Annotated in this window: 22 protein-coding genes; 12 read left to right on the plus strand and 10 right to left on the minus strand. The window is 68.4% G+C overall.

Features of this window, described 5'->3' with window-relative positions; genetic code table 11:
- Positions 1–14: 14 nt before the first annotated feature.
- The gene (locus AB0F51_RS04605; RefSeq protein WP_360273935.1) at positions 15–2,144 is read right to left on the minus strand and encodes a peptidoglycan DD-metalloendopeptidase family protein; all 2,130 of its coding nucleotides are present in this window, start codon (positions 2,142–2,144) and stop codon (positions 15–17) included.
- A gap of 158 nt (positions 2,145–2,302) precedes the next feature.
- Here AB0F51_RS04605 and lpdA point away from each other — a divergent pair, with 158 nt between their 5' ends.
- Together lpdA and AB0F51_RS04615 are read left to right on the plus strand one after the other, a co-directional pair.
- The gene (gene lpdA / locus AB0F51_RS04610; RefSeq protein WP_360273938.1) at positions 2,303–3,700 is read left to right on the plus strand and encodes a dihydrolipoyl dehydrogenase; all 1,398 of its coding nucleotides are present in this window, start codon (positions 2,303–2,305) and stop codon (positions 3,698–3,700) included.
- Positions 3,701–3,712: 12 nt separating this feature from the next.
- Positions 3,713–4,165 (plus strand): group II truncated hemoglobin, encoded by a 453-nt coding sequence (locus AB0F51_RS04615; protein ID WP_360273941.1) that lies wholly within the window; start codon positions 3,713–3,715, stop codon positions 4,163–4,165.
- A 6-nt stretch (positions 4,166–4,171) separates the two neighbouring features.
- Here AB0F51_RS04615 and tsaA read toward each other — a convergent pair whose 3' ends face one another.
- Together tsaA and AB0F51_RS04625 are read right to left on the minus strand one after the other, a co-directional pair.
- Complete coding sequence (gene tsaA, locus AB0F51_RS04620) at positions 4,172–4,579, minus strand: tRNA (N6-threonylcarbamoyladenosine(37)-N6)-methyltransferase TrmO (protein ID WP_360273944.1); 408 nt, start codon at positions 4,577–4,579, stop codon at positions 4,172–4,174.
- Positions 4,576–5,331 (minus strand): metallophosphoesterase, encoded by a 756-nt coding sequence (locus tag AB0F51_RS04625; RefSeq protein WP_360273946.1) that lies wholly within the window; start codon positions 5,329–5,331, stop codon positions 4,576–4,578. The genes tsaA and AB0F51_RS04625 overlap by 4 nt, the downstream gene beginning before the upstream one ends.
- A gap of 1,475 nt (positions 5,332–6,806) precedes the next feature.
- Between AB0F51_RS04625 and AB0F51_RS04630 the strand changes: the two genes are divergently transcribed.
- From AB0F51_RS04630 to AB0F51_RS04640, 3 genes are read left to right on the plus strand one after another with little or no spacing between them, the layout of a single operon-like run.
- The gene (locus AB0F51_RS04630) at positions 6,807–7,850 is read left to right on the plus strand and encodes an energy-coupling factor ABC transporter permease (RefSeq protein WP_360273949.1); all 1,044 of its coding nucleotides are present in this window, start codon (positions 6,807–6,809) and stop codon (positions 7,848–7,850) included.
- Positions 7,851–7,910: 60 nt separating this feature from the next.
- On the plus strand, positions 7,911–8,678 hold the full coding sequence (gene cbiQ, locus AB0F51_RS04635; RefSeq protein ID WP_360273951.1) for a cobalt ECF transporter T component CbiQ: 768 nt from the start codon (positions 7,911–7,913) through the stop codon (positions 8,676–8,678).
- Entirely contained in the window at positions 8,675–9,445 is a 771-nt protein-coding gene (locus AB0F51_RS04640) for an ABC transporter ATP-binding protein (RefSeq protein ID WP_360273954.1), read from the plus strand. The genes cbiQ and AB0F51_RS04640 overlap by 4 nt, the downstream gene beginning before the upstream one ends.
- Here the strand turns inward: AB0F51_RS04640 and AB0F51_RS04645 are convergent.
- The gene (locus tag AB0F51_RS04645; RefSeq protein ID WP_360273956.1) at positions 9,403–10,608 is read right to left on the minus strand and encodes an alpha/beta hydrolase; all 1,206 of its coding nucleotides are present in this window, start codon (positions 10,606–10,608) and stop codon (positions 9,403–9,405) included. The genes AB0F51_RS04640 and AB0F51_RS04645 overlap by 43 nt on opposite strands.
- A 267-nt stretch (positions 10,609–10,875) precedes the next feature.
- Between AB0F51_RS04645 and AB0F51_RS04650 the strand changes: the two genes are divergently transcribed.
- From AB0F51_RS04650 to AB0F51_RS04660, 3 genes are all read left to right on the plus strand, one after another.
- A complete protein-coding gene (locus AB0F51_RS04650; RefSeq protein ID WP_360273959.1) occupies positions 10,876–11,664 on the plus strand; it encodes an SGNH/GDSL hydrolase family protein in 789 nt (262 codons plus the stop codon).
- Between the two features lie 179 nt (positions 11,665–11,843).
- Positions 11,844–14,168: a M4 family metallopeptidase gene (locus tag AB0F51_RS04655; RefSeq protein ID WP_360273962.1), complete on the plus strand. Its 2,325-nt coding sequence runs from the start codon at positions 11,844–11,846 to the stop codon at positions 14,166–14,168.
- 82 nt (positions 14,169–14,250) lie between these two features.
- Complete coding sequence (locus AB0F51_RS04660; RefSeq protein ID WP_360273964.1) at positions 14,251–15,051, plus strand: SRPBCC domain-containing protein; 801 nt, start codon at positions 14,251–14,253, stop codon at positions 15,049–15,051.
- On the opposite strand, the gene AB0F51_RS04665 is transcribed toward AB0F51_RS04660, so the two are convergent.
- The 3 genes from AB0F51_RS04665 to AB0F51_RS04675 form a co-directional block, all read right to left on the minus strand.
- Positions 15,048–17,357: an excinuclease ABC subunit UvrA gene (locus AB0F51_RS04665; protein ID WP_360273967.1), complete on the minus strand. Its 2,310-nt coding sequence runs from the start codon at positions 17,355–17,357 to the stop codon at positions 15,048–15,050. The two genes, AB0F51_RS04660 and AB0F51_RS04665, sit on opposite strands and share 4 nt — an antisense overlap.
- A 96-nt stretch (positions 17,358–17,453) precedes the next feature.
- Entirely contained in the window at positions 17,454–18,707 is a 1,254-nt protein-coding gene (locus tag AB0F51_RS04670) for an MFS transporter (RefSeq protein ID WP_360273970.1), read from the minus strand.
- A complete protein-coding gene (locus AB0F51_RS04675) occupies positions 18,704–19,924 on the minus strand; it encodes an aminotransferase class V-fold PLP-dependent enzyme (RefSeq protein ID WP_360273973.1) in 1,221 nt (406 codons plus the stop codon). The genes AB0F51_RS04670 and AB0F51_RS04675 overlap by 4 nt, the downstream gene beginning before the upstream one ends.
- On the opposite strand from AB0F51_RS04675, the gene AB0F51_RS04680 reads away from it, so the two are divergent.
- Entirely contained in the window at positions 19,923–21,311 is a 1,389-nt protein-coding gene (locus tag AB0F51_RS04680) for a PLP-dependent aminotransferase family protein (protein WP_360273976.1), read from the plus strand. The two genes, AB0F51_RS04675 and AB0F51_RS04680, sit on opposite strands and share 2 nt — an antisense overlap.
- On the opposite strand, the gene AB0F51_RS04685 is transcribed toward AB0F51_RS04680, so the two are convergent.
- Entirely contained in the window at positions 21,279–21,833 is a 555-nt protein-coding gene (locus AB0F51_RS04685) for a MarR family transcriptional regulator (RefSeq protein ID WP_360273979.1), read from the minus strand. The genes AB0F51_RS04680 and AB0F51_RS04685 overlap by 33 nt on opposite strands.
- A gap of 47 nt (positions 21,834–21,880) precedes the next feature.
- Between AB0F51_RS04685 and AB0F51_RS04690 the strand changes: the two genes are divergently transcribed.
- The 3 genes from AB0F51_RS04690 (at position 21,881) to AB0F51_RS04700 (ending at position 24,385) form a co-directional block, all read left to right on the plus strand.
- Positions 21,881–22,606: an SDR family oxidoreductase gene (locus AB0F51_RS04690; protein ID WP_360273982.1), complete on the plus strand. Its 726-nt coding sequence runs from the start codon at positions 21,881–21,883 to the stop codon at positions 22,604–22,606.
- An 85-nt stretch (positions 22,607–22,691) separates the two neighbouring features.
- Positions 22,692–23,747, plus strand: a complete 1,056-nt coding sequence (locus AB0F51_RS04695) for a LacI family DNA-binding transcriptional regulator (protein WP_360273984.1) — start codon at positions 22,692–22,694, stop codon at positions 23,745–23,747.
- A gap of 323 nt (positions 23,748–24,070) precedes the next feature.
- Positions 24,071–24,385, plus strand: coding sequence for a hypothetical protein (locus AB0F51_RS04700; protein WP_360273987.1), 315 nt, complete (start codon positions 24,071–24,073; stop codon positions 24,383–24,385).
- Positions 24,386–24,494: 109 nt separating this feature from the next.
- Here AB0F51_RS04700 and AB0F51_RS04705 read toward each other — a convergent pair whose 3' ends face one another.
- A complete protein-coding gene (locus tag AB0F51_RS04705) occupies positions 24,495–24,836 on the minus strand; it encodes a YciI family protein (protein WP_360274578.1) in 342 nt (113 codons plus the stop codon).
- 157 nt (positions 24,837–24,993) lie between these two features.
- Complete coding sequence (locus AB0F51_RS04710; protein ID WP_360273990.1) at positions 24,994–25,761, minus strand: TIM barrel protein; 768 nt, start codon at positions 25,759–25,761, stop codon at positions 24,994–24,996.
- Positions 25,762–25,770 lie beyond the last annotated feature (9 nt).

Below are 25,770 nucleotides of genomic sequence, written 5' to 3' on the forward strand. Positions count from 1 at the left end.
GCCAGTTGGTGGGGCTACGACGCACTGTGGGGTTTGCCGAACTCCCAGTGCCAGGGTTCTTCGCGGTTGCCGCCCTGGTTGGCCCAGCGGGGGTGGACCCAGCCGAAGGACTCGGCGTGGTCGACCATCCACTTGTACTGCGGAGTGCCGAACTTGTCGATGCCGCCGCAGAGGTCCACGGCTACGCCCCAGCCGTGGTTCGACGTACCGGGCAGGGCGGCCAGGGACGGCTTGCGGCCGTAGAGGTCGACCTGTGCGGAGTACGAGCGGTAGGAGTCGGTGATGCAGAGGTTCTTGCCGAACGCCTGGCGGTAGGCGGTCGAGAGCTGCTGGTACGCCGTGGCCGCGTCGCACCGCAGCATGTGCCGGGAGCCGATGCCGCACAGCTGCGACGCCGGGATCAGACCGTTGCTGTAGCCACCCCAGCCGACACTCGTGCCACCGGTGGCCAGGAACGGCATCGGGTTCACCGCGTCACCACCGAGCCGTACTTCGAAGTGCAGGTGGGCGCCGGTCGAGTTGCCTTCCGAACCGACCGCACCGATGCGTTGCCCAGCGCTGACCTGTGTCCCGTCGGCCACGTCCACCGCGCTCAGGTGCGCGTAGAGCGTCTCCAGCCCGTTGCCGTGGTCGATGCGGACCAGGTTGCCCGCCCACGCCGGGTGCTCCACCCGTACGACGCCTGCCGCGACTGCGCGGACCGGCGTACCGATGGAGGCTGGGAAGTCCTGGCCGGTGTGGACACCGCTGGCCCACAGGGCGCCGGTCTGGCCGAACGAGGTGCCGATCTCGTAGGTGCCTTCGGCCAGCGGCCAGGTCCAGGCGCCGGAGCCGACCTCGATGGAGGTAGCGGTGTTGCCGCAGCGGAAGGCCGAGGCGCTGGCGGTGGCGGCGGGTGCGACCTGGGCCTTGGTGGGCTTGCCCAGGGTGGGTCGCAGCGCGGCGTACAGGCTGTCGGGGATGGAGCTGACGACTACTGAGCCCTTGGCCTCGTCGGCGGCGATCATCTCGGCGTTGTCGAGCGCGATGCCGACGTGGAACAGGCCGACGGACCGACTCCCCATGAGCAGGATGTCGCCTGGCTGCACCTGTGCGGCCGGGACCTTCTGGTAGCTGGCGTACACGCTGTTCGCGAGGCCGGCGAGAGTCGTGTAGGGCTGCCAGGCGGCTCGTGCCGCGCCTAGACAGCCGTACTTGTCCGGACCGGTCGCGCCAACGCCGTACGGCTTGCCCATCAGGCTGAACGCCTGGTTGACCGCACGGATCGTTTCGGCCGGCAGCACGCGGACCCCTCGTCCGGCGCTGACAACAGCGGCCGCACCCGGGACAGGTGCCCCGGCGATCTTGTACTGCAGCAGACCCGGCGGAAGGTGGAAGGGGTTCTTGATGGTGGCCGCGGCCGGGGGAGTCACCTTTGCCGCGGCGAGCTCGGCCAGGTACGTCTGCCAGTTAGCCAGTGCCTGCTGGTTGCGGGTGTTCTGCAGTTGCTTGGACAGCTGCGTCGCGCCGGCTAGGTCGGCGAGCTGACCTTCCATGGCCATCGCTGCGCTGGCTGCCTTCTCCCGGACCGTCTTGCCGAGCTCACTGGCGGTCTTGGCTGCCTTGTCGGCTGCCGCGCGCTTGGTCGCCGCGTCAGCGGCCGCAGTACCGGCTGTCGACTCTGCTGCGGTGGCTGCTTTGTACTGCGCGACCTGGGTGCCGCCGAGCTGCCGGATGGCGGTCTGACGATCGGCGATCTCCTGCAGGTTCTCCGCGACCGGCGCGAGCGACCACAGCATCGACTCGGTGCCCAGCGTGGTCGGGATGCCGAGTTGATAGGCCTGAGCGGTCAGTACGCCGAGCCGGCGACGCTCGACCTGCGACTTGTTCTGGGTGCTGGCCGCGTGCGCCTCAGCCCTCTTGGCGGCGGCCTCAGTGGTCTGGGCGACCTTCAGCGCGTTGGTGTAGGCGACAGTGGCCTTGGCGACGTCGATCTGGATCGCGGCGGCCTCGGCCTGGAGCTGCTCGAGCGAGCGGTTCACATCCGTCACGGAGGCCGGCGGAGGCGGCGTGGGGTCGGCGAAGGCGGCGTACGTGGGCAGCGCGAGCACCGCAGCCACCGCGCCGAGCGCGGCGAGCCGCAACCTCCGGCCGTTGACCAGCATCGAGCCCCCAATGTCCTCAAGACCGAATCCCTGCGAAAGGGCGCCTCACGCGCGCACGGAAGGAGGACGACCCCCGTGCCAGCCCCAGCGTAGGCGTCGGACGGTCCTTACGGAACCCATGGCCTCGGGTGGAGGCGCGACCGACTAGGATTTCGGTCATGGCCTCGCACTTTGACGTTGTTGTCCTCGGCGCCGGCCCGGGTGGGTACGTCGCGGCGATCCGCGCCGCCCAGCTCGGGCTCAAGACCGCCATCATCGAGAAGAAGTACTGGGGCGGTGTCTGCCTGAACGTGGGATGTATCCCGTCCAAGGCGCTGCTGCGGAACGCCGAGCTGGCGCACATCTTCCGCAAGGAGGCGAAGACCTTCGGCATCAGCGGCGAGGTGAGCTTCGACTTCCCGACGGCGGTGCAGCGCAGCCGCAAGGTGGCCGACGGGCGCGTCAAGGGCGTGCACTTCCTGATGAAGAAGAACAACATCACCGAGTTCGACGGGTGGGGTTCGTTCGTCGACGCCAACACCCTCGACGTGGCGCTGAACGACGGCAACTCCGAGACCGTCACCTTCGACAACTGCATCATCGCCACCGGCGCGACCACCAAGCTGCTGCCGGGCACCCAGCTGAGCGACCGCGTCGTGACGTACGAGGAGCAGATCCTCACCGAGGAGCTCCCCGGCAGCATCATCATCGCCGGCGCCGGCGCGATCGGTGTCGAGTTCGCCTACGTGCTGGCCAACTACGGCGTGGACGTGACGATCGTCGAGTTCCTCGACCGGATGGTCCCGCTCGAGGACGCCGAGGTCTCCAAGGAGCTGGCGAAGGCCTACAAGAAGCTCGGCGTCAAGGTACTCACCTCGACCCGGGTCGACGCGATCGACGACTCCGGCGACAAGGTGAAGGTCACCGTCACCGGCAAGGACGGCAACCAGCAGACGCTGGAGGCCGACAAGGTGCTGCAGGCGATCGGCTTCCAGCCGCGCGTCGACGGCTACGGCCTGGACAAGATCGGCGTCAAGCTGACCGAGCGCGGCGCGATCGACGTCGACGGCGTACTGCGCACCAACGTGCCGAACATCTTCGCGATCGGCGACGTGAACGCGAAGCTGATGCTCGCGCACGCGGCCGAGGCGATGGCGGTGATCGCGGCCGAGACGATCGCCGGGGTCGAGACGATGGAACTCGACTACGTGATGATCCCGCGCGCGACGTTCTGCCAGCCGCAGGTGGCCAGCTTCGGCTACACCGAGGAACAGGCCCGCGAGCAGGGGTACGACGTCAAGGTGGCGAAGTTCCCGTTCACGGCCAACGGCAAGGCGCACGGTCTGGGCGACCCGACCGGTTTCGTCAAGGTGATCAGCGACGCGAAGTACGGCGAACTGCTCGGTGCGCACCTGATCGGCCCCGAGGTCACCGAGTTGCTGCCTGAGCTGACCCTGGCCCAGAAGTGGGACCTCACCACCAAGGAACTGGCCCGCAACGTGCACGCCCACCCGACGCTGAGCGAGGCCCTCCAAGAGGCCTTCCACGGCCTCGAAGGCCACATGATCAACTTCTGATCGGTCAGGCCTGTGCAAACCGTGTATGAGGCTGCCGGCGGGGCCGATGGCCTCCGCCGGCTGGCCGCGGCGTGGCATGCGCGGGTGATGGCCGACGAGGTGGTCAGCCATGCGTTCAGCCACGGCTTTCATCCTGAGCACACCGAGCGGCTGGCGGCCTACTGGACTGAGGCGCTTGGTGGTCCTCCCGCTTTCACCGCAACCTACGGCGGCAACGAGAGCGCGGTGGTCTGGATGCACAGCGGCAACGGCCCGCATGAGGACATGGATCGCCGCGCGATCGCCTGCTTCGATCAGGCGCTCACGGATGTCGGCCTGACCGGGGACGACCCGGTCAGGCCGGTTCTCTTCGAGTACTTCGCCTGGGCCACCAACGTCAGCATGGCCCGCTATCACGGCTCCAAGGACGACGTGCCCGCCGACCTGACCATTCCCCGCTGGTCCTGGGACGGTCTGCAGTCCTGACCGGCGTCAGCGTTCGTCGGTGAGCACGGGTTTGACGTCGACGATCGGGGTGCCGTCGAGGGCTTCGAGGTTGTTGACCTGGACGCGTAGGCCGTCGATCGCCAAGACGGTGACCCGGTGCAGGCCGAGGGGATTGGGGCGATCCGGCGAGCGGGTGCTGAAGACGCCCGTGGGTGGGCGTTCGGTGTCGCCGCGCGGGTGGACCACCTGGACCTCGCGGTTCGCGCGATCGAACCAGGTGATCAGCAGGATCTCGTCACCCGGCTTCAGGTCCTGGACGGCGTCGCGGACCTCGGTGGTGAAGACCAGCCAGGCGTCGGGTCCGCCCTCGTCGCCCTGCCGGGGCGCGTCGGCCCGGTCGGTCAGGGGTGACTCGACCTGGCCGACAGGACGCAGTACGAAGTGATCGTTCATGCTGTGGTCGGCAGGGTTCGGTAGATCGTGACGAGCGGTTGACCCTCGGCGGCGAGGTGAAGGGCCAGACCGGGTGGGGCTTCGACGTCGACCAGGCCGTTGGCGGCGGCCGGCTCGAAGGGCAGGGGAGCGGTCGATCTGATGCCGGGGGCAACGAGGAGCGGGTGGCCGGCGAAGGTCGTCGAGACGCCGTTGTGGACATGGCCGGTCAGCAGAGCGGTGATCGGGCGGCCTCGCAGTACGGCGGCGAATGGCTCTGCGTCCTGGAGGATCCATTGGTCGAGGACCGGGTGCCGCAGTTCGTTCGGCGGATGGTGGAACGCGACAAACAGCGGCCCGTCGACCGGCTCGTCGAGTACTGCGGCCAGCCACTTGAGCGACTCCGCGCTGAGCAGTCCATGGTCCTCACCCGGCACCGACGTGTCGAGCAGCACGAACCGCGCCGGCCCGACATCGCGCACCTGGTGCACCGGATGACCCTCGCCAGGCGACTCGATCGGCAGCCCGGCCCGCAACGGCGCACTGACATCGTGGTTGCCCGGCAACATCAGCACCGGTACGTCGAGAGCCAACTCGGCCGCGATCTCGGCGTACTCCGCCGCCAGCCCGTGGTCGGCCAGATCCCCGGTCACCAGCACCACGTCCACGGGTCGCGAGAACGCTTTCAAGTAGTCCACCACCCGACGCAACCGCTGCCGCGCGACTTCGGTGCCGTCCAGGTGCGGATCACTGAGATGACCAATCAAGAACATCCAAACCTCCACTACCCGCCGAAAAACCCCCAACCTACCGCGAGACCGATCCAAAGGCATCCGCGCCAACAGAGGCTCACTCACGGCCTCGTGGCGCCACGCACCACCTCGCAGCCGACCACCGGAGGATCCCCGCTCGTGATGCTGCGCATCACCTCGCAAACAGACAGACGAGCTCAAGAACGGCACTACCAGCCGACCCGCCGGGCTCGTGGCGCTACGCGCCACCTCGCGGCCGACCACCGGAGGATTCCGGCTCGTGATGCTGCGCATCACCTCGCAAACAGATAGACGAGGTCAAGAACGACCTACCAGCCAACCCGCCAGGCTCGTGGCGCTACGCGCCACCTCGCGGCCGACCACCGGAGAGTTCCGGCTCGTGATGCTGCGCATCACCTCGCAAACAGATAGACGAGGTCAAGAACGACCTACCAGCTGGGCCTACTACTCGCCACCCGACCGTCAGCTCTGAAGGTCCGACTCGTATCACTGCGCGACACCTCGCGAAGTACAGGAGTCACACACCGCGTAGGCCCACAGAAGCTCCACTCATGGGCACCACCTCGCGGGGATAGCAAGCGTGGCGACCCGTGGGCTCACGGCCTGCAGCCGTACAAAGCCGCACGAGTCCACAGCACGCGTGGCGCCGAGCCGCCCTCCACTCGCCACGCGGCTGGACCTTGCATGCCTGTGACCGGCCCCGGCTGTTCCCGCTGGCGGCTTGGACCTCCAATCGTTTGATGCGCGAGGTGATGCGCAGCATCACGAGCCGGTCTGCGGTGGCAAATCCGTCGCGCGTCCCCACTTCCAGTTCGCGAGGTGTCGCGCAGCGACACGAGCAGGCGGCGAGCTCGCAGGGCGCTGGCTTGCTCAGCTCATTCGCGAGGTGGCGGTCAGCGCCACGAGCCCGCAGGCTCCAGGCCGACGCCTCTCGTCTGAGCTTTCCCGAGGTCGCGCTCAGCACCACGACGCCTCGTCTGTACTTCGCGTGGTGATGCGCAGCATCACGAGCCGGGCGCCCTGCGCTGGAATCCTCCAGCAGTCGTCGGCGAGGTGGCGCGCCGCGCCACGAGCCGTCATCCCGTTCCTACGCGGCTGGACCTTTCATGCCCAGAACCGCTTTGTGCGAGCTGCCCCGGCTGTTGTTCTCGCTGGCGGCTTGGCGCCCCTCGATCGTTGATGCGCGAGGTGATGCGAAGCATCACGAGCCGGCATGCGTGGTAAGTCTGTGGCGCGTCTCCACTTCCAGCTCGCGAGGTGTCGCGCAGCGACACGAGCAGGCGGCGAGCTGGCAGGCCCCCGGCTTGCTCAGCTCATTCGCGAGGTGGCGCTCGGCGCCACGTGCCCGCAGGCTCCGGCGCCAGCCTCTCGTCTGTAGTTTGCGAGGTGATGCGCAGCATCACGAGCCGGTGGTTGCCGCCTCGGGTTGGGGGGTCTTGTTGCGATTGGGTCGCAAGAGGATTGAGAATGTGGTCATGCACGTTCCTGACGGGTTCTTCGACGCGCCCACTTCCATCGCCACCGGGCTGATTGCGGCCGGTGCGGTTGGGTTCAGTCTGCAGCGGGCGAATCGCGAGATCCGCGAGACGGGGCCGGCGCTGGCCGGGCTGACTGCCGCCTTCGTCTTCGCCGTGCAGATGGTGAACTTCCCCGTCGGCGCCGGCACGAGCGGTCACCTGCTCGGCGGTGCGCTGGCCGCGGCCCTGGTCGGGCCGTGGACAGCCGTGCTGGTGATGTCGACCGTGCTCCTCGTCCAAGGCCTGCTCTTCGCCGACGGCGGCCTGACCGCGCTCGGCACCAACATCACCCTGATGGCCGTCATCACAGTCATCGTCGGGTACTTCGTCACTCGGGCGCTGCTGACCGCCCTGCCCAAGCGCGTCGGCACGGTCGTACCGGCGGCAACCGTGGGCGCGCTCGTCTCCGTCCCTGTCGCCGCGCTCGCCTTCACCGGGCTGTACATGATCGGCGGCGCGGTCGAGATCCCGATCGGCAAGCTCGCCACGGCGATGGTCGGCTGGCATCTCCTGGTCGGTCTCGGTGAAGCGGTGATCACCGCCGCCGTCCTGAGTGCCGTGGTCGCGACCCGCCCCGACCTCGTGTACGCCGCCCGCCACCTGAAGGCCGATCTCGTCCTGATCGATGCCGACGGCAACACGTCCACCGTCACGCCGGACCGGCCGATCGCGGCCAGACCCGCCGGCCGTTCGTACGGGATCGCGGTCGCGGCGACCCTGCTGATCGCGGGCGTGGTCAGCCTGTTCGCGAGCGCGCACCCCGACGGGCTCGAGTTCGTCGGCGCCAAGCTCGGTTTCGAGAGCGCGGCGAAGGACTCGGCCGTGGTGGGCAGCCCGCTGGCCGACTACGGCGTGACCGGGATCGGCAACGCGCAGGTGTCTGGCGCGCTGGCCGGCATCATCGGCGTCCTGGTGACGATCGTCGTCGGTCTGGCGATCGCGAAGGTCGCCTCGTTGCGCTCCTCCGCTCGCGCCGACCAGGCGGAACTGATCAAGTCATGAGCGGCCCGGCCGGCGACGGCATCAAGTCATGAGCGGCCCGGCCGGCGACGGCATCAAGTCGTGAGCGGCTCGGCGGGCGACGGCCTGCTGGTGGCGGTGGACAGCCGGATCCACAGGTTACCGGCGCAGGTGAAGTTGGTCGCCTTGTTCGTGTTCGTCCTGGCCGTCGTCTCCACCCCGGCCGGTGCCTTCTGGGCCTTCGCCCTGTACGCCGTCCTGCTGGCCGGCGCGGTCGCGCTGGCAAAGTTGCCGGTGGCAACCGTGATGAAGCGGTTGGCGGTGGAGACGCCGTTCATCGTCTTCGCTCTGGTGCTCCCGTTCGTGGCTTCCGGCCCGCGGGTCGACGTACTGGGCCTGTCGGTGTCGGAGTCCGGGGTGCTCGGTTCGTGGAACGTGCTGGCCAAGGGGACGCTCGGAGTGGTCGCGGCGATCGTGCTGTCCGCTTCGACCGCGCCGCGCGACTTGCTGGCCGGTCTGGAGCGGTTGCGGCTGCCGTCGACCCTCGTCGCGATCCTGTCGTTCATGGTCCGGTACCTCAGTGTGGTGTCCGACGATCTGCACCGGATGCGGATCGCCCGGGAGTCCCGCGGGTACGCCGGTGGCCGGGCCGGTCATCTGAGGGCGGTCGCCGGGGGAGTGGGCGCATTGTTCGTCCGCAGTTTCGAGCGAGGCGAGCGGGTGCACCTGGCGATGCAGTCCCGCGGGTACACCGGCCGGATGCCTCAGCTCGCCTCGTCCGGCGCGGCCCGGGAGCAGTGGGCCGAAGGGCTCGCGGTCTCCCTGCTGGCCGTGCTCATCGCGGTGACCGCTAGGGTTGCGGGCTTGTGAGCGGCCCGTCGATCCATGTCGAGCGTCTCGTCTTCGCCTACCCGGACGGCCGGCAGGCTCTGTACGGCGTCGACTTCACCGTCCAGCGGGGTGAGCGGGTCGCCCTGCTCGGCCCGAACGGCGCCGGCAAGACGACACTCGTCCTGCACCTGAACGGCATCCTCGGCGCGGTCGCGGGTGGCACGGGCAGCGGCCGGATCCAGATCGGCGGCTCCGACCTGCACCGCGAGCACTTGCCCCAGGTACGCCGGAAGGTCGGCCTGGTGTTCCAGGACCCGGACGACCAGCTGTTCATGCCGACGGTCCGCGATGACGTCGCGTTCGGTCCGGCGAACCTCGGTCTGCGCGGTGCCGAGCTCGATGCCAGGGTCCACGAGGCGCTGGTGCAGGTAGGGATGCAGGATCACGTCGATATCGCTCCCCACCACCTGTCCTACGGCCAGCGCCGCCGGGTCGCGGTCGCCACGGTGCTGGCGATGCGCCCCGAAGTACTGGTCCTCGATGAACCGTCGAGCAACCTCGACCCGGCCAGCCGGCGGGAGCTGGCCGACATCCTGTCCGGCCTCGACGTCACCTTGTTGATGATCACGCACGACCTTCCGTATGCGCTGCAACTGTGCGAGCGCAGCCTGCTCATGGACGGCGGCCGCATCGTCGCCGACGGCAAAACCCGCGACCTACTGGGCGACGCCGACCTGATGAAGGCCCACCGCCTCGAGCTCCCCTACGGTTTCGACCCGCTGTCAGTCCCGGGCCCGGAGCGCTGACCGCACAGGGTCCGGTCGAAGAACCTGCGAACCATCCCTCGGATCAGTGGAATCGACTGGCCGGGCTCGATCGCGCCGATCAGCTTGGCGCGGTCCTGTGCACTCATCAGCCCAGCCTCCTGCAGCTGCGGCGCCATTGCGGCGAAATCGGTGAAGACCCAATGGTTGGCGCCCTCGACTTCGGTACGGCGTACAGGCCCGCTGTGGCTGAGCAGCGCTGACCAGGAACGCTCGAACCGGCTGTCGTGGAAGCCATCGGTGCCGACCAGGAGCAGCGGGCGATCGGTCCCGTACTGCGTGATGGGATAGAGCTCGTGCGGATCGCCGGCCCGGAAGGGCAGGTAGTCCAGATAGCCCTCGAGGTTGACGGCTGATCTCAGTTCAGGGCTGTCGTAGAGCGCCTGCGCAGCCGTCGCCCCACCGGCCGAGTGTCCGTAGATGCCGATCTTGCGCAGGTCGAGCGCTCGGCCGAGCCCGCGGGTGCCGGCGAGGAGCTTGAGCTGGGACAGCACGAAAGTGATGTCGGCCAGGCGGGTCCTGATCATCACGCGGGACAGCACCGGGTCGGTCGCCGTGGTCGGTGGGATCTGGATCTCCCGGAGCCGCCCGTCGGGGAACTCGACCTCGCTGGTCTCACCCGGATGGTCGATCGTGACGACGACATAGCCGTGACTCGCGAGTTCCTCGGCGATGCTCGTGCCGAGAGTCCGGGGGTCGGCACCGCCAGGTGAGTAGAGGACGACGGGGCGGCGTACCGGGCTGGCGGGTGCGTTCAGGTGGGAGTGGGTCAAGGTGGCGGACCAGTCGACTCCGGACTTGGGTAGCGGGTGGAGGAAGGCGGCGTCGAACTCGCTGAACTTCTGTGCTGCCTTGCTGGTCATCTGCGGGGCGAGCGGGAAGCCGCAGGTGGTCAGGGCGGGGTAGAAGACGCTGAGCATCAGCTCGCGATCGGGGTTGCCGTTCCATGGGTCCGGTCTGCCCCTCTGGATGAGGTGCAGGGTTCGTACGCCGAGCCGGTGGGGTCCGGTCGGTGCGGGCAACGTCAACTTCAGGTCGGCAGAGGCTGAGGGTGAAGTAGAGCTCGAGGCGGCGTGCGCGACGGTTGCCATCGGCATCGCGGCGGCCGCGGTGGTCAGGGCCAGGAAGCTTCGTCGGGTCCACATGCCCTTCACGCTGGCAGTCGCCGGCCCTGGCTGTCCGCGATCGCGGCGGATCTCCATCTCCGCGGAAGCAAAGTTCCACCCTCTGGTGGAGAGGGCGGACTGTGGCTGGGAGCAACCGCCCACAAGGCAACAGCGGTTACCGGTTTCGGCACGCGTCGGTGAATTTCCTACCGAGGTCTTGCAAGTTACTCACTGGTCGTGGATGGTGACTCTCAGTTCCCCCTGCCTTGGTTCCCCTCCCGCACCAGTGCAAAGGCGGTCCGCCCCATGAAACCCATCGCCGGAATCATCAGCGCGGCAGTTCTTGGTACCGCGCTCCTCACCAGCCCGTCTCTCGCCCACGCCGCCGCCCCCGTCTACGTCGCGCTCGGCGACTCGTACGCCTCGGGCGTCGGCACCCGCACCTACATCGCGGACAGCGGCTCGTGCCAGCGCTCGACCCGCGCCTACCCGTACGTCGATGCCGCCCGTGTCGGCGCGGCACTCACCTTCGTTGCCTGCTCCGGTGCCCGGGTCTCCGACGTCACGGCCAACCAGCTCGGCCCTCTGAACAGTGGCGTCAAGTGGGTCACCCTGCAGGTCGGGGGCAACGATGCCGGCTTCTCGTCGGTGATCACCGAGTGCGCCAAACCGTCCTGGCTCGGCAACTGCACCGCGGCCGTCACCAACGCCCAGGCGACGATCAACAACACGCTGCCCGGCCGCCTCAACACCCTCTACGCGGCCGTGCGAAGCCGGGCCTCCACGGCGAAGGTGATCATCGTCGGCTACCCGCGCCTGTTCAACGGCATCGACTGCAACGCGGCGACCTTCTTCAGCCCCGACGAGATGACCAAGCTGAACGCGACCGCCGACCTGCTGAACTCCAGGATCTCGTCCGCGGCGAACGCCGCCGGCTTCACCTTCGTGAACCCGACGTCGGCGTTCATCGGGCACGCGGTGTGTGGCAGCCCGGAGTGGATCAATGGTTTGTCCAACCCGGTCAGCGAGTCGTACCACCCCAACACCACCGGCCAGGGCGGCTACGCCAACCTCGTGGACGATCACTTGACCTAGAGCGGGGAAACTCGCTCGACCTGCGCGGCGCCCCTGGACGTGATCTCATGCAGGGGTGCCGCAACGGCCTGTCCGGTGCGCGATGCCGACCCCGGAGGGGTGGCCCGGCGTCGTCCGCCGGGCAGCTTTGCGGCCGTTACGCCCGCTCAGCGTAAGCATTGCCAAGGGGAGGAACTCCGTTGAAATCCCGTACCTTGCTCGCCGGCCTCGCGGTCGGCGCAGTCTCACTCACCCTGACAGCTCCAGGCCTGGCGAACAGCGCCCCGGCCACGACCACCGGCCCTACCACAGCTATCGCCGAAAGCCCGAAGATCCGCACCGTGGAGACGCCGAAGGCCGGCGGCAAAGGCCTGGTCACGAAGCGGGACGCCACTGGGCGTGCCCACTCGATCCGGCCCGCGACACCATTGAAGGCGCCCGCCTCGGTCAGCGCGAAGGCCGCGAAGTCCGGCACCAGCAAGGCCGACGCGGTGGCCGTCGCGAAGGCCCAGGTGTCGACGATCGCCCCGTACTTCGGCGCCCGCCCGGCCGACCTGGTCGCGAAGTCGAGCGCCTTGAGCCGCTTCGGCTCGCAGGTCCGTTTCCAGCAGACCATCGACGGCGTCCCGGTGTACGGCGGCGAGATCGTCACCAACCTGACCAAGGCCGGCGCCCTGGAGTCCGCGAACGGTGAGGTCGCGCTCGCGACGTACGGGGCCTTCCCGAAGGCCGATGCGGTCGAGGCCGCGAAGGCCGCCGCGCAGAAGTCCGCGGCCGAGGCCGTCGCGACCCGCGGCAAGCTCGACGCTTCGAAGCTGACCGCCAAGCTGGCCGGGCCGCGCTGGCTCGACCTGAGCATCGTCACCCGCCAGCCAGGCTCGGTCGCCATCCCGGTCTACCTGTACGACGTGACCGGTCCAGGCGATGTCCGCTGGCAGGCCATGGTGCACGCCTCGGCGGGCAAGGCGCTGCTCGCGTGGGACATGACGGAGCACATCAACCGTGTCGTCTGCGACGCGAACCGCGCGATCATCCAGACCGGTGGTGAGGACGTCCGCTGCGGTGGCGGCGTTTTCGCGCCGACCCGGGTGGAGGGCGGACCCGCCTCGTCGGTCCAGGACGTCAACCAGATCTACGAGTACTTCGGTGACACCTCGGACACCTTCGCGACACTCGGCACCGACCTGACCCAGCTGATCGGCGTCGACTACGGCGACGGTCTGGGCAAGGCGCTGCGCGGTACCGTCCGGATCTGTGTCGACGGCAGCTGCCCGTTCGCGAACGCGTTCTGGAACGGTGAGCAGATGGCCTTCGGTGAAGGCGTCAGCACCGACGACATCACCGGTCACGAGCTGGCGCACGGCGTCACGCAGTACACGTCCGGTCTGGCCTACCTGTGGGAGGCCGGCGCGATCAACGAGTCGCTGTCCGACATCTTCGGCGAGTTCGTCGACCTGACCAACGGCTCCGCCGACGACACCCCGGCCAACCGCTGGCTGATGGGTGAGGGCTCCAGCCTGGGCGCGATCCGGTCGATGTCCGACCCGACCCAGTTCGAGCACCCGGACAAGATGACGAGTGCGCACTGGTTCGACGACGAGTTCTTCCAGGACAACGGCGGGGTGCACCTCAACTCGGGTGTCGGCAACAAGACGGCGTACCTGATCGCCGACGGCGGGTCGTTCAACGGGCAGACCGTGACCGGCATCGGCCTGGCCCGATCCGGGGCGCTGTGGCACGAGACCCAGAAGGTGCTGACCACCGGCGCCGACTACGGCGACCTGGCCGAAGCGCTGCGCTCGGTCTGCAACAAGCTGCAGAAGCACGACGTGGCCGGTATGACGAAAGCGCACTGTGCGCAGGTGGAGCTGGCGATCAAGGCCACCGAGCTGGACCTCGAGCCGGCGATCGGCAAGCCGGCCCAGGCTCCGGTCTGCGACACCGCGGGGGCGAAGGTCAAGAACCTGATCACCACCAGCTTCAAGACCTACCCGGACGGCGTCGTCACGCGCAGCGCGGGCTGGGTCCTGGGCAAGGGTGAGGGCGACCCGAACGCGCAGGTCGACACGTCGTACTCCTCGGACGGCAACGACTCGATGTTCGGCCAGATCACCGTGCCGGACGACAGTTCGATCACCGTCCAGACGGCGAACGCGATGAAGATCAAGAACGAGAAGACGTACCTGCGCTTCACCCACGCGTACAACTTCTACAACGTGTTCTTCATCTTCGCCGTCCGCACCGGCAAGGCGACGATGGAGTACTCCGCCGACAACGGCGCGACCTGGCAGGACACCTCGGCGCTGCCGTGGAAGAACGGGCCGACCGTCGACCCGAACTTCCCCGACGAGCCGGCCGCCTGGCACGGCAACTCCGGCGGCTGGGAGACCAGCCGGCTGGAGGTCTCGCAGTTCAGCGGTGAGCTGCTGAAGTTCCGCTGGAACGGGCGCGGGGGAGACTTCTCCGACCTGATTCCGGGCAACTGGTGGCTGGACAACGCCACCATCTACACCTGCAGCCAGTAACCGGGACCGAGGCCCGGCGGACCCCGATCCGCCGGGCCTCTTCCTTGTCCCTTATATGCCTCATCGGGTATATATGGATGTCATGAACGAGACACTGACCACCGAGAACGGCCGGACCGTCCTGCGGATGGAGCGGGCCCTGCGCCATCAGCCGGAGAAGGTCTGGCGAGCACTGACCGAACCGAAGGAGCTCGACGGCTGGTTCCCGGCGGCGGTCGAGCTGGACCTGCGGCTGGACGGGCCGATCAGCTTCACCTTCCCCGACGAGGAGGCCAACGAGGGCGCCGACAACGCGGGCGTGATCCGCGCCTACGAACCGCCGCGGCTGCTCGAGTACAACTGGGGCAGCGAGATCCTGCGCTGGGAGCTGGTGCCGACCGCGGACGGCTGCCTGCTGAAACTGACAGCCATCCACGACGACCGCCCCGGCTCCGCGAGCTTCACGGCCGGCTGGATCCGGTGCCTGGACGCCCTCGACCGGGTCCTCGGCGGCTCCAGCATTCCGCGGGAGCACTACGCCCTCCTGCACGAACACTTCGTCAAGGCCTACGGCCTCGACCAGGGCATCGTGGACGACGACGGCTCGATCCACTTCGAACGCCAGCTCACCGCCCCGAAGGAGCAGGTGTGGCAGGCCCTCACCGACCCCGCTTTCGTTGCTGAAGGCATCGAAAGCGGGCAGCTGCTGAAGTCCGAGGAGCCGGTGGAACTGACCTACGAGTGGCAACAGGGCACAGTGACCTGGCACCTCCGCGACGGCAACGGCGGAGCCCGCCTGAAACTGACCCAGACCGGCCCCGCACAGCAGTACCTCAAACCGTGGCACGACCTGATCGAATCCCTGGCCGCCGACCTGGCCACCACGACCGCCGCTGCCGGTTAGACGTCGACGGTCACCGGGCTGCCGACGTACTGCCGGAGGTGTTCGGCGGTGAGGGAGGCGCTGCTTTCGACCAGGTCGGCGGGGATGCCGGTGAAGACGATCTGGCCGCCGTCGTGGCCGGCGCCGGGGCCGAGGTCGATCAGCCAGTCGGCGTGGGCCATCACCGCCTGGTGGTGCTCGATGACGATCACCGTGTTGCCGTCGTCAACGAGTTTGTCGAGCAGCGTGAGCAGCTGGTCGACGTCGGCCAGGTGCAGCCCGGTGGTCGGCTCGTCCAGGATGTAGATCGTCCCCTTCCGGCCCATGTGGATCGCAAGCTTCAGCCGCTGCCGTTCGCCTCCCGACAGGGTGGTCAATGGTTGCCCCAGGCCCAGGTATCCGAGGCCGACGGCAACCAGCCGGTCCAGGACCGCCCGGGCCGGTCCGCGCTCGAAGAACGACCGCGCCTCGGTGGCCGACATGCTCAGTACTTCGCTGATGTTCTTGCCGCGCAGCTTGTACGCCAGCACCTCCGGGGTGAACCGCGCGCCGTTGCAGTCCTCGCACACCGACGACACCTCGGCCATCATCGCCAGATCCGTGTAGACCACGCCAAGCCCTTTGCAGGTCGCGCAGGCGCCGACCGAGTTCGCGCTGAACAGCCCCGGCTTCACCTTGTTCGCCTTGGCGAACTCGGCCCGGATCGGATCGAGCAGACCCGTGTACGTCGCCGGGTTGCTCCGGCGCGACCCCCTGATCGGACCCTGCCCGGCGACGATCACGCCGTCCCGTCCGCCGAGCGACCCGTGGATCAACGAACTCTTTCCCGACCCGGCCACTCCGGTGACGACGGTGAGCACTCCCAGCGGGATGTCGACGCTGACATCCCGCAGGTTGTGCAGTGAGGCGCCCTCGATCCGCAGGCTCCCGGTCGGCTGCCGCACCTGATCTCGCAGCGCCACCCGATGATCCAGGTACCGCCCGGTCAACGACCCGGACTTCTTCAGCCCCTTCAGATCGCCCGCGTAGCAAAGCCGTCCACCGGCGACCCCGGCACCTGGGCCGAGATCGACCACGTAGTCGGCGATCGCGATCGTCTCGGGTTTGTGCTCGACGACCAGCACGGTGTTGCCCTTGCCGCGCAACTGCAGCAGCAGCTCGTTCATCCGCTGGATGTCGTGCGGGTGCAGCCCGACCGTCGGCTCGTCGAACACGTAGGTGACATCGGTCAGGCTCGACCCGAGATGCCGGACCAGCTTCACCCGTTGTGCCTCACCACCGGACAGCGTCGACGACTCCCGGTCGAGGCTGAGGTACCCCAGGCCGATGCCGACCATCGACTCGAGCATGGCCAGCAGGCCCTCCAGCAGCGGCCCGACCGAGGCGTCTCGAATGCCCCGGACGAACTCGGCCAGGTCGCTGATCTGCATCCGCGAGCACTCGGCGATCCCGACTCCGTCGATCCGCACCGACCGGGCCGCCTCGTTGAGCCGGGCACCCTCACAGTCGGGGCAGCGGACGAGCTTCACCGCGCGATCGGCAAACAGCCGGACGTGGTTCTGCATCGAATCGCGATCCTTCGCGAGCAGTTGGCGGCGTACCTTCGTCACCAGTCCTTCGAAGGTCAGGTTGCTGGTGCCGATCTTCACCTTCATGGCCGGCTGGTAGAGGAACTGCTCCCACTGCTCGGCCGGATAGTCCTTCAAGGCCAGGTCCGGATCGAACAGGCCCGAGGTGGCCATCAACTGCCAGTACCAGGTGCCGACGGCATACCCGGGCACCTTCACGGCACCCTCGTTGAGGCTCAGCGACCGGTCCACGAACTCGTCGAGGTCGATCTCCGAGGACTTGCCCAGACCCTCACAGGTCGGGCACATCCCGTCGGCGAGGTTGAAGCTGAACGCCGACGGCGACCCGATCCGCGGCGTACCGAGCCGGCTGAACAGGATCCGCAGCATGGTGTGCGCGTCGGTCGCGGTGCCGACCGTCGAGCGGGCGTTGGCGCCGATCCGCTCCTGGTCGACGATGATCGCGGCGCTCAGGTTGCGCAGCGAGTCGACGTCCGGGCGGGCCAGGCTGGGCATGAAGTTCTGGACGAAGGCGGTGTAGGTCTCGTTGATCAGCCGCTGCGACTCGGCGGCGATGGTGTCGAAGACGAGCGAGGACTTGCCCGATCCGGAGACGCCGGTGAAGACGGTCAGCCGGCGTTTGGGGATGTCCACGGACACCCCGGCGAGGTTGTTCTCGCGGGCGCCCCGGACCTGGATGACGTCGTGGCTGTCGGCAACTTCGTGGCCGGAAAACTCCAGCAATTTGGTAGCAGGCATGCATTCAAGTTTCTCATTGACCCGCCTGTAGAGACTTTTCCCGTACTACGACCCGCCACCGACCGCAGGCGGCCGGCTCAACCTTCCACCAGCACGTTAAGCCCTTAGTGCCGGGTCAGGCAGTCGACGGAGCCGGGCGACCGGTGAGAGGAAGACAGCCACCACCACGATGGCCGACCCGATCGCGGCGACGGTCAGCGCAGTCCGGGCGCCGGCCGCGTCCGCGAGCAGGCCCGCGCTGAGACCTCCGAGCGCGCCACCGCCGAACAACAGCGTGCGGAACACGGCCGTCATCCGGCCCATCATCGCCTGCGGCGTGCTGATCTGCCGCAGGCTGACGATGATGACACCGGCCACGCCGAGGCCCAGGTACGTGATGAAGAAGGACAGTACGAACATCGCCAGCCAGGACCCCGGTGCGATCACGAGCAGCGTAGGGCCGAGCAGCAACATCGACTGGGCGATCAGATAGACCCGTCCGACCGGGAAGCGGGCCACGATCCGCCGGGCCAGGCCGGCTCCGACCAGACCGCCGGCCGAGGCCGTCGCGAAGATCAGGCCGAGGGTTTGCGCTCCGAGCCGCAGGTCGTTGGTGGCGTAGAGCAGGAACATCGTCCAGACGGTGATCATCGAGAAGTTGCAGCAGCACCCGATCAGCGCGAGTGCGCGGAGTACCGGCGTACCGAAGACCCAGCGCAGGCCGTCGCGGAGCTCGGCCACGACCGGGCGGCGCAAGGCCGGATCCGGTCGTGGTTCGGCTCTGCGGATCATCAGCAGGGAGATCGCCGAGAGCGCGTACGAGCAGGCGTCGACGATCAGTGCCACCGGTGCGGTGAGCCAGCTGATCAGCAGACCGGCCAGTCCGGGACCGGCCACATCCGCGGCCGATGAGCTCATGGCGAGCTTCGAACTCGCTTCGACGTAGTGGCGGGGGTCCTCCACCAGAACGGGGACGTAGGACATCCAGCTCACGTCGTACAGCACCGAGGCGATGCCGATCGCGCACGCCATCGCCAGTAACGACGGCAGACTGAGCAGGTCCAGCCAATGCAGGACCGGGATCAGTGCCAGCAAGACCATCCGGACCAGGTTCGCGCCCAGCATCACGCGGCGCCGCCGGGCGCGATCGACCCAGACACCGAAGATCAACGCCAGACCGAGGTACGGCGCCAACTGCAGGAAGCGGAGTAGGCCGACCTCACTGTCCGTCGCACCGAACGCATGGATCGCGGTCAGCGGGAGCGCCAGGGTGGTGACCTGGGTGCCGAGCAGGGACAGGCTCTCGCCGAACCAGAACCGCAGGAAGTCCCTGTTGCGCCACAAGGTCGACGGTTCGGCCAGTGTGGTCACCTGGCCGCCCGGAGTTCCGCGACGGCGGCGACGACCTGGGCGACCTCGTCCTCGGTGTTGTAGTAGTGCGGTGACAGCCGCAGGCACCAGTCGACGTCCTTGTCACCGAAGTCGAACTGGGCGAACCGCCGGAAACTCAACGCCGAATTGATGCCCCGGGCATCCATCGCCGCCTTGAACTCCTCCGCCTCCCATCCCTCGACGGCGATGGTGACCAGTGCGCCCAGCTGCTCACCCCGATCCAGCGCCCGTACGCCGGGCAGCGCGTCGAGCCCGTCCCGCAAGCGGCCGGCCAGCAGCGGAGTACGCGCGGAGATCGCGTCCAGCCCGACGGCGCGCGCATACCGCACGGCCGCCGCGCAACCGAGAACCGTCGCGTAGGGCATCTCCCACTCCTCGAAACGCGTCGCCGTCGCGCTCGCCTTGTAGGCGTCGCCTGCCGTCCACGCGGCTCCGTGCATGTCGATGAACAGCGGCTCGTACCCGGCCTGCAGGAAACGGTCCGACACGAAGAGGAAGCCCGAGCCGCGCGGTCCCCGCAGGAACTTCCGGCAGGTTCCGGTGAGCAGATCGCAGCCGATCTCCTCGACATCGATCGGGTACTGCCCGACCGACTGGCAGGCGTCGACCAGATACAGCAGGTCCAGGTCACGGCAGTGCCGGCCGATCTCTGCCACCGGCTGGACGAGCCCGGAGTTGGTCGGGATGTGCGTCGCCGCGACCAGTCTCGGCCGGTGTTCCTTCATCAGCTGGGCCATCGCCGCGACGTCGACCCCACCCGTGGGCAGGTCGGGTGCGTGCACGATCTCGACGCCGAAGCGCCGGCGCAGCGAGAGGAACGCGATCTGGTTGGAGATGAAGTCGTTCCGGGTGGTCAGGATGACATCACCCCGCTCGAACGGAATCGCCGACAGGGCGGTCGCGTAGGCGTGGGTCGCGCTGCCGGAAAAGGCAACGTTGTCGGGACCGCAGTTGATCAGGGCGGCCAGCTCGGTATAGAACTCGCGGACCTGGCCGTCCCGGGCGGCCGAAGCCTCGTACCCGCCGATCCGGGCCTCCAGCTCGAGGTGGTCGAGCATCGCGTGCAGAACCGGTTTCGCCAGCAGTCCGCAGCCCGCGTTGTTGAAGTGGATCACTGTCTCGCAGCCCGGAGTGTCCGCCCGCAGGTCCGGAAGTGATTCCCAGCTGGAGTCAGTAGCGCTACCATGTGCTCTCATGTCCGACAGTAGCACTACTGAGGAGCTGCTGGGCGTCCTCCGCCGCCTGGTCCAGCAGAGCGCGCCGGGGGACAAGCTGCCGAGCAGTCGCGAGCTCATCGACCGCCATCGCGTCGGCCCCGGAACGGTGTCGAGGGCGATCGCCCAGCTGACCGCGGAAGGCGCGGTCATCACTCGTCCGGGCAGCGGCACCTACGTCGCACCGAGACCCCAGGTGACCGAGCTTCCGATCGACACCGCATGGCAGACCGTCACCTTGGCCGATCGAAGCGTCGACTCGCGAGCACTCAGTGACTCACTCGGACCGGCGCCCGAGGGCGCAATCCGGCTCGACGGCGGCTACCTGCACCCGTCACTGCAGCCGACTCGGGGCCTGAGTGCCGCGCTGGCCCGGGCCGCGCGCCGCCCCGATGCCTGGGATCGCGCGCCCGCCAGCGGGCTCACCCCTTTGAGGACTGTGTTCGCGAGGATGGCCGGCGCAGGCGCGACCGCGGAGGACGTCCTGGTCACGGCGGGCGGCCAGAGTGGCCTTTCGATCGCCTTCCGCGCGATCACCGGCCCAGGGACGCCCGTCCTCGTCGAGTCACCGACGTATCCGGGCGCTCTGGCCGCCGCCCGCGCAGCCGGTCTCAGCCCGGTGCCGGTTCCGATCGACGACCAAGGACTCCGCCCTGACCTGCTGGTCGAAGCATTCGCGAGGTCAGGCGCCCGCCTGCTGTACTGCCAGCCGACGTATCAGAATCCGACCGGAACGGTGCTGGCCGCCGATCGACGCCGGCGCATCCTCGAGGTGGCCCGCGATGCCGGTGCGTTCATCCTCGAGGACGACTTCGCCCGACTCCTGGGGCACGGCGCGTCGGTCCCCGAGCCGCTGCTGGCCGAGGATCTCGACGGGAGGGTCGTCTACCTCACCTCGCTGACGAAACCGGCCGCGCCGAGTTTGCGCATCGGTGCCCTGATCGCCCGCGGGCCGGTCCTGGAGCGATTGCGGGCCATTCGCCAGGTCGACGACTTCTTCGTACCGCGCCCGTTGCAGGAAGCGGCCCTTGAACTCCTCGGCTCACCCGGCTGGGAGCGTCATCTGCGGACTCTCGCCGGCTCGTTGCGGCAGCGATCGCAGAGTCTCATCGCCGCACTCGGCCAGGCGCAACCCGACTGGGCCGTGACCAACCCCCCCGACGGCGGGCTTCATCTCTGGGTCCGCCTTCCGCCGGAGGTCGACGACACGACCGTCGCCGCCGAGGCTCAGCGACTCGGTGTCGTGGTCAGCGCCGGCAGCCGGTACTTCGCCACCGAGAAACCCGGCTCCTGGTTGCGCTTCAACTTCGCCGCGGCCGCCGATCCTGCCGAGCTGTCAGCGGCCGCGCGCCGGCTTGCCCGGATCTGAGGCCACCCGATTGGTGACGTCGTCGAGCAGCAGTTGCAGTTTGCTCGCGAGCAGATCGCGCTCGGTCGGGGTGAGCGACGAGACCAGCTCGGACTCCCGGCTGAGGACCTGGTCGACGGTTCGCTCGATGAGGGCGTGACCCGCCTCGGTGAGCGACACGACCACGGCCCGGGATCCGTCCGTCCGGGTACGCCGCTCCACCAGGCCGGCCTGCTCGCCCCGGGCGACGCGCTGCGAGATCGCGCCGGCCGTGACAAGGGTTCGTTCCGCGAGCTGGCGCGTGGTCAGCTCGTACGGCGTACCGGCGCGGCGCAGCACGCTGAGCAGGTCGAGCGTCGCCGGGTCGACACCGAGTTCGGTGAGGAGCCGGCGCCGGTCGTCGGCGAACAGCTTGGCCAGGCGCCACAGGGGAGTGACGATGCCGATCGAGTCGGTCGGCGTACCGGGGCGTTCCCGTTGCCAGGCGTCGGCGATCGCCGAGGCCGGGTACGGGCTGGCCTGGTCCAGCGGGTAGGAGTCCACGGCACCATGCTACGTTTAGAGCTAAACATTTAGACCTAAACGAGGAGATGGGCGTGTCCAGAACGATTGTGGTGACCGGCGGCGGAACGGGAATCGGCCGGGCCCTGGCGGAACGGTTCCGCGGGGACGGCGACCAGGTGGTGATCACCGGGCGACGTCCCGAAGTACTCGAGAAGGCAGCGGCCGAGCTCGGCGCGCGGGCCGTGGTCTGCGACGGCACCGATCCCGCCCAGGTACGCCGCCTGGCCGAGCAGTTGGACGAGGTGCACGTGCTCGTCAACAACGCCGGCGGCAACACCGACTTCACCGATTCGTCCGGCGACGACGACCTGGAGCAGGTCAAGCAGAGCTGGCTGGCCAATCTCGAGGCCAACCTGCTCACCGCCGTACTAGCGACAACAGCCATCGGCCCGCGGCTTGCCGACGGGGGAGCGGTGGTCCATGTCGGCTCGATCGCCGGCGCCAGCGGCTCCGGATCGTACGGCGCCTCGAAGGCCGGCCTGGCGGTCTGGAACCAGAACATCGCCGCCGAGCTCGGCCCGCGCGGCATTACCTCGAACGTCGTCGCACCCGGCTTCACCGCGGAGACCGAGTTCTTCCGCGACCGGCTGACCGGCGAGCGGCGCCAGAAGTTGCTGGAGGCAACCATGACGAAGCGCGAAGGCGAGGTGTCCGACGTCGTTGCCGCGATCCACTTCCTCGCCTCACCGGGAGCGCGGCACATCACCGGCCAGGTTCTGCACGTGAACGGCGGCGCGCTCACCACCCGCTGAGCCCCCGCCGGCGCGGCGACCGGCCCGATGCCGGTGACAACGAAGGCATCGCCGGGCCGGACCGGTCGTCGGTGAGAATGGGGCCATGCGTGCCACGGTCAAAGACGTCGCGAAGCTGGCCGGGGTGTCACCGAAGACGGTGTCCAACGTCATCAACGGCGTGGTGTTCGTCCGTCCGGAGACCCGGGCGCGGGTCGAGCAGGCGCTGGCCGAGCTCGACTACGTGCCTAACCTGAGCGCCCGCGGCCTGCGCAACGGCCGGTCCGGGATGATCGGTTTGGCCCTGCCCGACCTGCTCCGGCCGTACTCCGCGGAGATCACCCACCTGGTCGTCGAGCTGGCTCACCAGCGCGGCTGGGGAGTGCAGATCGAACAGACCGCGGCGGAGCCCCAGCGCGAGTTCGAGCTGTTGTCCAAGGCCCGCGCCCACCTGGTCGACGGGCTGATCCTGAACCCGATCAACCACGACGACAGCGCGGTGACGACCGCGGGCCCGTTGCCGCCAGTCGTCCTCATCGGAGACGTGGACCAGGACGTGGTCAGCCAGGTCGCGATCGACAACGTCGCCGCCGCGCGCGACATGACCCGGCACCTGCTCGACCAGGGCTACCGGCGCATCGCCGCGGTCGGCACACCGGAGATCCCGAGCGGCTCCAGCGGCACCGGCCGGATCGGTGGCTCCACCGACGCGGCCGGTACGGCGGCGGCGCGGCTTCGCACCCTCGGCTATCGCGAGGCACTGACCGAAGCTGGCATCGATCCCGACCCGTTGCTGGAGGTCGCGCTCGACCGCTGGAGCCCCGAGGGCGCGGCAGCGGTGGTCGGGCGCTATCTGGCCGACCACGAACCCCCGGAGGCGTTCTTCTGCTTCACCGACACGATCGCCGTCGGCACCCTGTCGGCACTGTGGACGGCGGGTCTCGCAGTACCGGCTGACTGTGCGGTCGCGGGATTCGACAACATCGGCGAGAGCCGGTTCACGGTGCCGCCGCTGACGACGGTCGACTTCGACCGGCGCCTGTTCGTCGAGTCTGCGCTCGACCTGCTGGCCGAGCGGATGGCCGACAAGGACACCACCCCGCGCCGGGTGATGATCCCGCATCGCGTCATCACCCGCGCCAGCACCGCCCGCCCGGCCTGACCCGCCCGCCCGGCCTGACCCGCTGGCAACCTTGTTGCCCTGAGCAACTGATCTGCCGTGGCGACCGGTTTCGGCCCGAGCTGTTTCGGTCCGGACTGGATCGCTGGACAATGGTTTCGGCAGGCGGGATTCCGGGAGTCATCCCTTGAAAACACCGTCACTGTGAGCAAGGCTGCCGTGGTCACTTGCGCGCCGGAAACGGGGCGGAAGGGCGGTGACTGTTGCCCGGTACTGCGCGGTGAGGACCGTCGCGCAGCACTGACAGTTGCCTGGTCAAACAACTGTTCCTCGGGGGAACGAAGAGAGGGGGATGTGTGTCACCGATGAAGAGGCTCGCCGAGCAGTGCCGTGGTGTGAGGAGTCACGGTACGTCGCAACTCGGCCGGGCTGCGATCCAACCAGCGGTCTGTACCGGCGTCCACGAGGTGAACTCGTCGATCCAGTCCGGGCAGCCGCGCCGCGTGGCGGTCCTGAGGCTCAGTAACGGCCTCACCACCACACTGCGTCTCGGCAACGGCGTGCACGCGCCGGAACGGGGCGCGACCGTGTTCGTCCAGGGTGGCCGTGGGATGGGCGATCAGCCCGCCTCAGGTGGGGTCACCCTCGCGCCGGAGTACTCCGGCTCACGGGCGGACTGACCGACAACGGCTGTAACCCAGCCTGCGGCTGGGCACACCGGCTGAATCAGTGACTCGCCGGTCTCAGGTCAACGCCGAGCTGAGACCGGCAAGTCCCTGGTACGCCGGGCTACTCCTCGAAGGGGTCCGTCAACGCTCGGACCTCGATCGGGGAGTGGCGGGCTTCGGGAAGCCTCGCGGCGAGTTCCGTCGCGCGCTCGAGGGTGCAGTCGAGCAGGTAGTAGCCGGCCAGCACCTCCTTCGACTCCGAGAACGGCCCGTCCGTCACGGCCGGTACGCCGTCCTTGACCTGGACGACGCGGGCGTTCTCGACGGTCAGCCCGTCGGCGCCCAGCAACTCTCCGTTCGCACGGGTCTCGGCCAGGATCCCGCGATGCACGGCGTACACCGCCTCGATCCCTTCCTGATCCAGCGCATCCCAGGTCTCGGTGTTGCCGTAGATCAGCAGCATGTACTTCACAGCGACTCCTCTGGTTGCGGACAACAGAGACGTCGGAGCCCTCCGTGTCACCTCGACATCATTCACCTCTGCCCGGCTGCGGAGTTGGTCGGGCTGTGCGTCGCCGCGACCAGTCTCGGCCGGTGTTCCTTCATCAGCTTGACGGAGCTCAGACAGAAAGTGTGGCAGCTGCTTGGGCGAATTTCAGGTCGGCTCGCAGGCGGGTTTCGACGGGGACCGACAGGTCGGAGTACTGGGCGGTGAGGCAGATGGGGCCGGTGTAGGTCTTGAGGTGGTGGAAGACCGATGGCCAGTCGGAGAGGCCTTCGGTGGCTTGGCCGAACCAGGTCTTCCAGCCGTCGTCGGTGTGGACGTACTTGGCGTTCTTGAGGTTCACGATCCCGAGGCGGGCGCTCACGAGGTCGAGCGTGATCGCGGGGTCGTCGCCGGCGAGGGCGTCGTGGGCCGCATCCCAGACGACCTTGAACTGCTCGGGCAAACCGTCCAGCAACTGCAGGACACCGAGAGACGACGTGACGAACCGACCGTGATGAGGCTGCACACCAACCTGTACGCCGTACTGCTGCACGAGCGCGACACAGTCCTCGAGCTCCCGCCTGATCCGGCGTACCGACGCGGCGTAGCCGTCCGGACCGATCGGGGCCATGATGCGGATCATCGGGACGCCCGCCTTCGCGCAGGCGGAGAACGCGCTCTCGGACAGGTCGCTCGCGATGCTGATCGTCTCGACCCCCTCGGCACGCAACTGCTCGACGAAGCCCGGAAGCATGGCCTCGGCGGTGGCTGGGGTGACGTACGAGGTGTCGCGCACGGGGATCTCGGCGCCCGTGAAGCCGAGCCCGGCGACGAGCTTGCCGAGCTCGTCACCGGGCAGGCCGGACCACGGCTTGGTGAAGACGGACCAGCGAAAGCTCATGTGGCCTCC

Source organism: Kribbella sp. NPDC023855 (genome assembly GCF_040639475.1).
GTDB lineage: Bacteria > Actinomycetota > Actinomycetes > Propionibacteriales > Kribbellaceae > Kribbella.